Source organism: Shewanella inventionis, from assembly GCF_014641855.1.
Lineage (GTDB): Bacteria > Pseudomonadota > Gammaproteobacteria > Enterobacterales > Shewanellaceae > Shewanella > Shewanella inventionis.
Genome location: NZ_BMII01000069.1, coordinates 1 through 10,331, shown reverse-complemented (window position 1 = coordinate 10,331; position 10,331 = coordinate 1). Strand labels below are relative to the sequence as shown.

Genomic DNA, 10,331 nt, shown 5'->3' with positions numbered 1-10,331 from the left:
GTATAAAACCGAATATCGTTACATTGTCAGACTCGCTGCTTTATTCAGAGTCTTAGGGGCATCTGGTGATACAGATGGTTCACTCTTATCGCGGTGAACAGCGCTTCATACGACCTCAGGTCGCACGGACAGGAGTGAGTTATTATCACTCTGCGACAGGCAGTGACGGTCTAGGTGTCAGAGAGCTTGCGTTACAGTTTATGGAAGAACACGATATAAGCCTCAATGAGATTGTGCAGAAGCAATTTGTTGAAAAAGTAACAGCTGACAAGCTTAATATTAAGTTTGATAGCGATTCTGAAAATAAGTTAGTGATCACGCTTAATGTGGTGGTTTTAGGCATGGTACATGGTTTTTCAGATGAGTTTAATTCTCGTTTTAATATTGCTGCCCAGCTATTTGATCGCTCAGGTAACATCATGTGGTCTTATAATGCGATCCCCATTTCTCCCGTCGCCCCTGGGTATTCTATAAAATTAAAGGAGCTTTTTTCATCTAAAGATTCGATGCTTAACTTCTTTAGTGCGGCATCCGAGCCTATTGTGCAAAAGTTGTATGATGATTTTAAGAAAGAGTTAGACTAGCCTCAATAACCCTCGCTCGGTTGGCGGGGGAAGAGGGCGTAGATGTTGTCCCAGACTTATGATGAATATATTCAATGGTTAACCGCAGTAGACACTGTATAAAAGGCACTGTCTCAATGACGCTGAAAAGGACGGGTTAAGTCACATGGGAATGTGTTTTTGGATTTAACTTCAATAAAATCAATTGGATATTTTTGTGTTCTTAGCCCCTTATATTAACTTTATTTAAAATCAATAGCTTATCGCTGGAAAGATGCCTTTAAACGAACGACAAATCTTTTTAGCGCTTTAAACCATGGCCTTTACACATGGGAAAATCAGCAAGGTTCACTGTTAAGTGCCGAAACACTAGTTACCCCTAACCCCGGTGATGTCACTGGACAATTAACAGTAAGGGCCACATTTTCTGCGGCTAAAGTGTACCAAAATGCATTGGTTTTGCTGTTGAAGCAGATGCTGATATTTCTCGCCTTTTCAATTTTAGCCTTAATGTTGTTCTATTACTCTTGGGCAAATAATACCCGAATGATTATTGCTTCTCAGGTTAGAAAAGAGCTTGAGGCCCAAAAACAAAAAGACAATATGTTTGAAAGTTTGACCGAGTTATCGCCTGAGGCCATGGTTATTATTGATACCTCTGGGGTGATAGTGTTAATTAACTCCCAGGCGGAAAAGTTGTTTGGTTACAGTCGTGAGCAGTTGGTCGGACAAAAAATTAATATGCTTGTGCCTGTGTCGGTTGCTGGCAAACATGACAGTTATGTGGATGGTTACGTTAATAAGCCCCGTACACGCCCTATGGGAATGGCTGATGATCTCTTTAGCCGCCATGCAGATGGCTCTGAGTTTCCTGTTGAGGTGAGCTTAAGCCCCATTCAATTAGATGACAAAATGCTTATTGCGTCTTCTATTCGCAATATTTCCGAACGTAAAAAAATTGAAAAAACCTTAAAAAGTGCCATTGATAAAGCCAAAAGTGCCAGCCAGGCAAAAACCTCATTTTTAGCGAACATGAGCCACGAGATCCGCACACCACTTAATGCGGTGATTGGATTAACTCATCTGCTTAAAGGGAAGGAGTTAACCTCTGAACAGTTGAAGTTGGTGAGTAACATTCAATTGGCAGGGCGCTCATTGCTCGGAATTGTCAATGACATTTTAGATTTAAGCAAAATCGAAGCTAATGAAATGCCTGTAGTGCTTGAGCCTTGTAATCTGCAGCAATTACTCGATGAAATTTATAGTGTTTTTTCTAATCAGGCTAATCAAAAGCGCATCACATTAGGCTTGCATGTAGATCCTGATGTGACTCCCATTGTGCTTACAGACAAAAAACTGCTGCAGCAGGTAATCACTAACTTGTTGAGTAACGCAATCAAATTTACCAATGAAGGTGGAGTAACGTTAACCGTCACTCGTGAAGGGTCAGACACTGCATTACCTGAGCAGCAGTTAGTGCGTTTTACCATTGAAGACACTGGTATTGGTATTTCTGAAAAGCAGCAGAAAAAGATATTCCAGCCCTTTAACCAGGCTGACGATGGTATTAATCGACGCTTTGATGGTACCGGGCTTGGCTTGTCGATTGTTACTAACTTAAGTGAATTATTAGGTGGTAAAGTCGGTGTGGCGAGTGAGATGGGCAAAGGCAGTCGATTTTGGTTAGACGTGCCTTTCACCTTGCTTGATAACGATGACGGTTTTAGTACTGACTCCATTGTAGAAGCTATCCATATTTGGGTGCTCGGTGATGTTGATCAGAAAGACTGCGTGTTGAAAAAAATTGGCACGTCATTAGGATGGCGTGTCTTTTGTGGTTCAAACCTTGAGCAGTTTAAGCAAGAGCTTGAGCAACGTTTAACCAGTCAAAAAGCATTACCTGATGTGGTTGTAATTGACTGGAAACGATATCAGTTAGACAGCCGACCGATCATTGAAGACATATTTAATCTTCCACAATGGCCAAATATCCCCGTCATTGCAGTGTGTTCTGCTGATCAACAAAGGGATGTAGCCCAGTATGATGGCGAGCGCATTAACGGGATTTTGCTTTATCCAGTTCAACCTGCCGAGCTTTTTAGCTTGGTGAATAAAGTTCTTATTGATCACACAGGTGATACATCTCGGGTGCTTGAGTCTACCAAAATGGAAGCGATTAAAGCTAAGTGGTTACCTGGCGTGAGGATTTTAGTTGTTGATGATAACCAGATGAACCTCGATGTGGTTGAACAAATACTCACCAACAATGGTGCAGTTGTGACAACGGCATGCAGTGGTACTAAAGCCATTGATGCATTAAAAGATGCCATGAACAGTTTTGATGTCGTGCTGATGGATGTGCAAATGCCTGAGATGGATGGCCTAGAAACCACGACATTTATACGCCAACAATTGCACATTAAAAAGCTGCCTATCATAGCCCTAACGGCCGGCACCTTAATAGATGAAAAGAATAGGGCGCTAAGTATTGGCATGAACGATTTTTTGAGTAAACCCATTGAGCCCGGACAGTTGATCTTGTGCCTTCGTAAACAGGTTGAACGCTATCGAGAAAGGGCTGTGATGATTGAGCACATTGATGCTAGTAATAGCGTAACAAGCGTGCCAAATTGGCCCGAAATCACCGGCATATCGAATAGCGTTGATTTATTTCAAGGGAATGTGAATTTATTCGAATTTGCTTTACGACGTTTGTTTGAAGAACACCGAGATTTGGAACACATTAACCTTGACGCATTCCCCTTTGATCAACGTGAGAAACGACTTGCTTTAGCCGCTGAAATACATAAGTTACGCGGAAGTTCGGGAATGGTGGGTGCAAAAGTGCTATACAATTTGACCTCACAAGCTGAAATCAGTTTACGCAAAGGTGAGCATGATGAACAAGCTCAATTATTGAGAAATATTATTCGTGAGCTAAAACAACTACAGCACAATAGCCAAGACTTTTTAGCGCAACAAACATTACAAACATCACCTGCAAACAACACAGTAGAAACGACTGTGGAAAAAATGGCCGAAATTGAAGTAGAACAGCTGATCATCGCATTGGAAACCAATGATTTATCCGCAAGTGAGATAGTCGATAATAATGCCGACCGCATCCGATTACTGATGGGAGCTGAGGCGTTTTCAGCATTTAATCAAGAAGTACAAATGCTTAATTACAGCAAGGCGGTCGACATACTAAAAAATGCACTCAGCTCTAAAAGGATGGTGTGAATCGTGACTTAGGTGCTTAAAAGCATTGTAACATTAGTACTACAGTATGCGTTGGTTGTTGTGCTTGCACAAAATCGGCAAGCCACTTGGGTCAAGCTTTAGGTTTACCAACATGGATGATAAGTGGCTGTCAGTTAAACTAAATCAACGTAGAGTCGATAGGCTGATGTGTGGTTCAGTGCGTGCCTGCGTCAGTTAATTATACTAACCAGCGCAGGAGTGTGATCATTATTACTGGTTAACTTCGCTTATAACATCGCTTATAACGTCGTTAAAAATGTTGAAGGTAGAGCCACTCTCTCGCTGCAATCTCTGATCACTTATTTATCCTGATTGGGATTAAGCATAACCGGATAACGCACCAGGCTACCCATAGAAAACGCAACATTGTTAGGCAACGTCGTTGCATTCAGCTGCAACGCGATCGCCTAATGCGTTGAGCAGTTCTACTTCACCTTTAAATACCGCGACGATGATTTTATCTTCTTTGTATTCCATCGGAATGATCACACGGCCGTTAACACCCACTTCGAGATCGTATAGCACTTCGGCTAAAGGTTTAATGGCAAGTTCTGCTGGGTAGTAAAGTACGGTGATTGTTTGTGTTGTCATAATGGTATCCATACTGTGCTTTGAGGGCAGATTATCCTATTTGATGTGTTTTAAAATCAGCCTGTGAGCTTGGGTTTATTATCATGCTAATGAAAGCGTAAACAGTACATTATGCGCAACAGCTAATTGCGCGAGATCATAGTTGTTTAGGCACATGCAGTAAAGCGATACTATCTCTTATTCAATGATAAAATGCCTAATTGTCTTATAGCCTATTACGATTTCAGTGTGTGTAAAATACTGCAATCTTTAATGTGGTGGTATTGGCAACAGGATGCGAGCTTGGCTAATGATTGCTCTAATAATGCCAGTTCCTTTTGTGCCTGTTGAATTCGCTCCAGTTGCTGGGCAATGATCTTGTCTACCTCGGCGCAGGAAGACTTTAGGTCTTGTTGACGATCCACACGAGAGTTATTTATTTGAAAATAGCATTGCAGGTTACACCGACAATAGTTACTGGGTTGTCGGTTTAGCGTATCAATCTGAAGTCTTTGCCTCAGACACCTTCTCTGAGTTTGATTATTCTTACGACGTCCCTAGAGTCTGTTGATCTTTGCTGTTTGAATTTTGTTCGAGTTAAAAACGTTTTAATCGAGGCGAATGGATTGATGCCTAGTCATCTAAGCAACTCTTTATTCGCAAAGAGTCATTCAACAAAGAGTAAAACGTTTTTAGCCGAACCCTTTGGGCAGCGTTTGTTGGCCATTTTTACTGCGTTATCGACTTTTTATGTAGAATAACTACACCTCAAAGACTCTGCCGCGCAGTTATATATGTGAGTAAAGACCAACAATTCGCTGCAAAAACAATCTTGAAAGATCAACAGACCCGAGGGTTTTATACCTATTACTTGAGGCCAAATACTTTAATTACCCGTTATTCTTTACCTATTTCAATATCTGCCGTGGGTAATAAGGTTTGATACGCGTCGGCTAACGCTTGTTTAGCCTCATCATCGCCATGAACGATACGAATGTGTTTAGGTTTGTGATGCATGCGTTTTACAAAGTTGATGAGGTTGTGTTGGTCGGCGTGGGCAGAGTAGCCGCTTATGGTATGGATAACGGCTTTAATGTCTATTCGTTGTTCATCAATATATACATAACCGCCTTGTGGACCATATTGCTGGATGTATCGGCCAGTGGTGCCTTTGGCTTGGTAGCCGACAAATAATACATCGGTAGTCGCCTTAGGTAAAAAGCGGCTAAGATAATTACTAATACGGCCACCAGTGCACATGCCAGATGCGGCAATGATGATGGCGGGTTTATTGACCGAATCTAAATAGTTGATTACCGCTAAGTGATCTTGATGACTGTCGATAGTGGTGAGCTGTGCAAAATCTAGTGGATGACGGCCCTGTGACAGTTTTTGCTTGGCCTCTTTGTCCCATAAATCCTTAAACGCACGATACTGTTGAGTAAAGTTTGCCGCCATGGGTGAGTCGACAATAATGTCGATATTTTGCCACATGGGGTTGTGTTGATTACGAAAAATAATGTGTTCAAACTCGTATAGCAACTCTTGTGTACGGCCAATACTAAAAGCAGGAATGAGCACCACGCCATTATCTTGAACTGCTTTTTCAATAATTCCTTTGAGTTGTTTGCTGCGATCTTTTCGGCCTTGATGGTTTTTATCACCGTAGGTTGACTCTATCACTAGGGTATCGGCTCGATAAGGGCTTTTAGGGCTCGCCAGCAATGGGGCGTAGGTTGCGCCTAAGTCACCTGAAAAAACCACTCTGTGTTTATAATTCGGCCCTTTGAGGTCAAGCTCAACATAGGCCGAGCCTAAAATATGCCCTGCAGGTTTAAACTTAAGCTTAATTTGCTTAACAGGTTGAGCCCCATTGTTGAGGTTTATCGGTAATGAAACCCATTGGTGATAATCTACCGGCATAATGAGTTTATTGAGTTGGTTTAAACAGGCCTGGATTAGCTTTTTATCGCGGGTGACACCGACTTTTAAGGCATCTTCAATCACTAATGGCAGTAACGCCGCTGTTGCAGTTGTGGCATATATGGGTTGCTTAAAACCGGCGGCGAGTAGGTAGGGGATCCGGCCCACATGATCGATATGACAATGGGTCACAATTAACGCGTGAATGTTGTCGATTGAGAAGTCTATTTGCAGTTGATCAGCAGAGTTTTTACCTGCGGTTTCGGCGCCCTGAAATAACCCGCAATCAATAAGATAACTGCTTGGACGTTGTGGGTTAATGTCGAGCTGGTGGCAAGAACCCGTTACTCCATTGACCGCGCCATGATGAATAATCTGCATATTAATCCTTTAATTGAGCCCCGATTGGTTAAATAACTTAGCAGTGGAACAGTGATTTAGCGAGAAAAGGCGGTGAACTCGGTTTAGTGACAACAAGCTCTTACAAACTAAGTTGCCGATTTTGAGTTAATCTCTTTTGTGTTGTGGTTGTTAATATCGACTTATTGTTATAATTGAACCAATTTTTCCTTACGTTCGATGGATTACCGATGTTAGTGTTTAACTGTACCAAAGCTGCCGTGGAGTTTTTTAGTGTCACGCGCAAAGGTGAAGTGTTGTCTTGCCTAGAACCCGCACCGCATAAAACCATTGCAGAGTCAGTCGCTACGCCTATTTTTCCTGCTGATGTTGATCCACAAGAACACGATGGCACTCAATGGCATTGGGTGGTGCACTGTGTGACGGTTAAGCGTAAAAAATACTTATTAGTGATGGATTATGTTAGCCGCTATTGCCTAACGTTTTTGGCGACAAAAAAGGGCGATGAAATCGATTTTCTGAATATGTTTGAGAAAATGATGGTGTCGAATTTTATGTTTTTAGCCAACAGGAAAGGCGTTGACAGTATCGAGGCTGATTTAGCCATCGCACGATATAATGATAAATATACTACCTGTGCATTTCATCCGCGAGGCGATCGCAGCGTACAAGGGCATTTAAACGAAGTTGCCTGGCACTTAGAGCAACAATGTTATGAAGATGGAATGTTGTTAATGCCCAATGAGTTTATTGATTTTAGCGTCTTTATGGGTAAATTTCCTCGAAATGCAAAAGGGCGCAGTAGCCATTTTTTTGCTAACGATGTGTTTGTAGATACTTGGCTGAAAGACCTTGATTTTGATGAAGGCCCTTTAGACACCACCAACCTGGTTTACCTTAGCAATTATCGAAAATAGATATCCATGAATAATAAATCACTCACTAATAATAATTAACTGGCTATTAAAAACTGATTTATTACTAGCTGGTTTGTTACAAACAAAAGGACGTGTAATGAAAGCTTTTTCTCTGGTGTTTACCAGTTTAGCCATGGCTGTTTCAGGCATGGCATTTGGCGTCGACATTGACACAAAATACATTCAACGTATTGGCCCGGTAACACAAGTTTCTGCTACGGCGTTGTCTAAAAGTGCTCAAGCCGATGCCTTGCGTGCCAATTTGGCGGCCAAGCTCAGCCAAGCGCAACAGGGCGATAAGGTTAAGCTATTTAATCAAACGCTGTCATGGCAAGCCGCCACATCGACAGCACAAGGAGAGGGCTGGTTAGCTTACCAGTTACCTGTATCTACCCAGCGATTTACTCAAGGCACGTTAACAGTCAAAGGCCTTAAAAACCCGCAGGTGTATGTTAATGGTCAACTTGTTAAATCGGCAGACAAGGTTGAGCTTACATTCGCTAATGGCGATTATCAGCTCATGTTGCTCGCCGATGGCTTGCAAAAAGACGAGCCTTTTAGCCTAGATTGGCAAGGTAAAAGCGATGTTGATGAGCTTGATTTTTCTGCGCAACAAACACATCGCGTATCGGCCGAGCAGCTTTTTGACTCAAAGGTCATCAGCAATTTAACCTTATCGCCGAATGGTAAGTATTTACTGCAATCAACCATTGAATATCAAGCCGCCCAGGGTGATACGCCAATTCAGGTAACTGAGCTACGCAAACTGCCAGACAACAGCGTACTGTATCGCTGGCAGGAGAGTCGCCCAAGCAGTGCGGTGTGGTCAGATGATTCAAAACACCTCGCGTTTGTGGCTAACAAGCAAATTCAACTATTTAATGTGGCTGATTTAAGCATCGATGTTATCGCGACTGAGCTTGATAATGTGTCTGGCTTGCAGTGGTTTGGCGACAGTTTACTTTTTAACTGGGAAAAGCCCTTTAAAGCCGAAGACAAAGCGACCTCAAAGCGTTTTCAAGCATTGGAAGATCGCTGGAGCTATTGGCGTAACAACAGTCAGCTATATCAATTAGATGTGGCCTCCGGTTTTATTCGTCAACTTACCGACAGCAAGATCACCAGCTCGCTTTTAGACAGCAACGCCGATAAAGGCACCTTGTTGCTCACTCGCTCACCTGTTGATTACACAGCTCCTGCTCATGGCATCACTCAATTTATCGAACTTAATGTCGCGGATTTAAGCGAAACCATAATGGGTGAATATCGCAGCTTTAGTGGCGCCTTGTATGCTGATGATGGCATGTATATCACTGCCGGTCCGCGCTTTATAGAAGGCCTTGGCATGCAAAACCCCAATATTGAAGTCAATGATTACGACGGCCAGTTATATTGGCGAGATGATAAAGGCAATGTCACTGCATTAAGCAAAGACTTTGACCCTGCCATTGGCAGTATGACTAAGCTTGAAAATGATGATTTACTGCTAACCGTTACCGAAGGCGATCGCTCACCGTTATATTTATTTGATAAAAGTAAAAAACGCTTTAGCAAGATAGATACAGATGTTGATATGATTGATGGCTTTAGCGTGGCTGTTGGGCAATCGACTCCCACATTAGTGTTTGCTGGCACCTCGGCAACCGTGCCGCAAAAAGCTTACAGCATGTCACTTAATTCAAGCCGTAAACAGGTGTTATTCGACAGCCAAAAACAACGTTATGCCAATACGCGTTTAGGTAAAATTGACGATTTTGATTTTACCAACAAACATGGCCATAACATTGACGGCCGCGTGTATTTACCTGCAGATTTTGATGCCAATAAAAAGTACCCAGCATTGGTGTACTACTATGGCGGCACATCACCGGTTGGGCGTCACTTTACTGGGCGTTGGCCATTTAATTTATGGGCCGCGCAAGGGTATGTTGTGTATGTATTGCAACCAAATGGCGCAACTGGTTACGGCCAAGCCTTTAGCGGTCGTCATGTTAATGCCTGGGGCAAGTACAGCGCAGACGACATTATTGAAGGCACTAAAGCGTTTTTAAAGGCGTATCCATCAGTTGATGCCAAACGTGTGGGTAACATGGGCGCGTCTTATGGCGGCTTTATGACCATGTATTTGGCCACCCAAACCGATATTTTTGCCGCGTCGATGTCACATGCGGGGATCAGTAATTTGTCATCATATTGGGGGCATGGTTGGTGGGGCTATGGCTATTCAGGGGTGGCGAGTCGCGGCAGTTTTCCGTGGAATAATTCTGAGCTTTATGTAGAGCAAAGCCCGCTTTATCATGCCGATAAAATCACCACGCCGTTATTACTCATTCACGGTAATGCCGACACTAATGTGCCGGTGGGCGAAAGCCATTACATGTACACTGCGCTTAAGTTGTTGGGTAAAGAGGTGGAGCTGGTGGAGTTTAACGACCAAGACCATCACATTAATACTCGCCAAGCACGCTTTGACTGGTGGAACACCACCATGGCCTGGTTTGATATGAAGCTTAAAGACGAGCCTCAATGGTGGAATAGCTTGTATCCTGAAACGGCAAAGCCGTAACCAGAGATATTGACCGAGCATAAAAAAGCCCCGATATTCGGTAACACCGATCAGTTAAGGCATTGATCAGTTGAACGATCCTACGGATGGTTAACAATACCCTCAGTACACTAATTGCTGAGGGTATTTTTTATGTTGGCTCACTGGCTGATTGATGTCGATACGTTT

The 10,331-nt window shown here is 42.8% G+C and carries 7 protein-coding genes; 4 read left to right on the top strand and 3 right to left on the bottom strand.

Annotated features, from left to right (window positions below):
• The first annotated feature begins 134 nt into the window (after positions 1-134).
• Together IEW93_RS21175 and IEW93_RS21170 are read left to right on the top strand one after the other, a co-directional pair.
• A complete protein-coding gene (locus IEW93_RS21175) occupies positions 135-584 on the top strand; it encodes a hypothetical protein (protein WP_229706740.1) in 450 nt (149 codons plus the stop codon).
• 453 nt (positions 585-1,037) lie between these two features.
• Positions 1,038-3,806 (top strand): response regulator, encoded by a 2,769-nt coding sequence (locus tag IEW93_RS21170; RefSeq protein ID WP_188741190.1) that lies wholly within the window; start codon positions 1,038-1,040, stop codon positions 3,804-3,806.
• Positions 3,807-4,196: 390 nt separating this feature from the next.
• On the opposite strand, the gene IEW93_RS21165 is transcribed toward IEW93_RS21170, so the two are convergent.
• From IEW93_RS21165 to IEW93_RS21155, 3 genes are all read right to left on the bottom strand, one after another.
• Positions 4,197-4,418, bottom strand: coding sequence for a DUF2375 family protein (locus tag IEW93_RS21165; protein WP_188741189.1), 222 nt, complete (start codon positions 4,416-4,418; stop codon positions 4,197-4,199).
• Between the two features lie 215 nt (positions 4,419-4,633).
• On the bottom strand, positions 4,634-4,822 hold the full coding sequence (locus IEW93_RS21160) for a MerR family transcriptional regulator (protein ID WP_229706739.1): 189 nt from the start codon (positions 4,820-4,822) through the stop codon (positions 4,634-4,636).
• 472 nt (positions 4,823-5,294) lie between these two features.
• Positions 5,295-6,701: an MBL fold metallo-hydrolase RNA specificity domain-containing protein gene (locus IEW93_RS21155; RefSeq protein WP_188741188.1), complete on the bottom strand. Its 1,407-nt coding sequence runs from the start codon at positions 6,699-6,701 to the stop codon at positions 5,295-5,297.
• A gap of 209 nt (positions 6,702-6,910) precedes the next feature.
• Between IEW93_RS21155 and IEW93_RS21150 the strand changes: the two genes are divergently transcribed.
• Positions 6,911-7,597 (top strand): DUF6933 domain-containing protein, encoded by a 687-nt coding sequence (locus IEW93_RS21150; protein ID WP_188741187.1) that lies wholly within the window; start codon positions 6,911-6,913, stop codon positions 7,595-7,597.
• 97 nt (positions 7,598-7,694) lie between these two features.
• The gene (locus tag IEW93_RS21145) at positions 7,695-10,163 is read left to right on the top strand and encodes an alpha/beta hydrolase family protein (RefSeq protein ID WP_188741186.1); all 2,469 of its coding nucleotides are present in this window, start codon (positions 7,695-7,697) and stop codon (positions 10,161-10,163) included.
• The last annotated feature ends 168 nt before the right edge of the window (positions 10,164-10,331 follow it).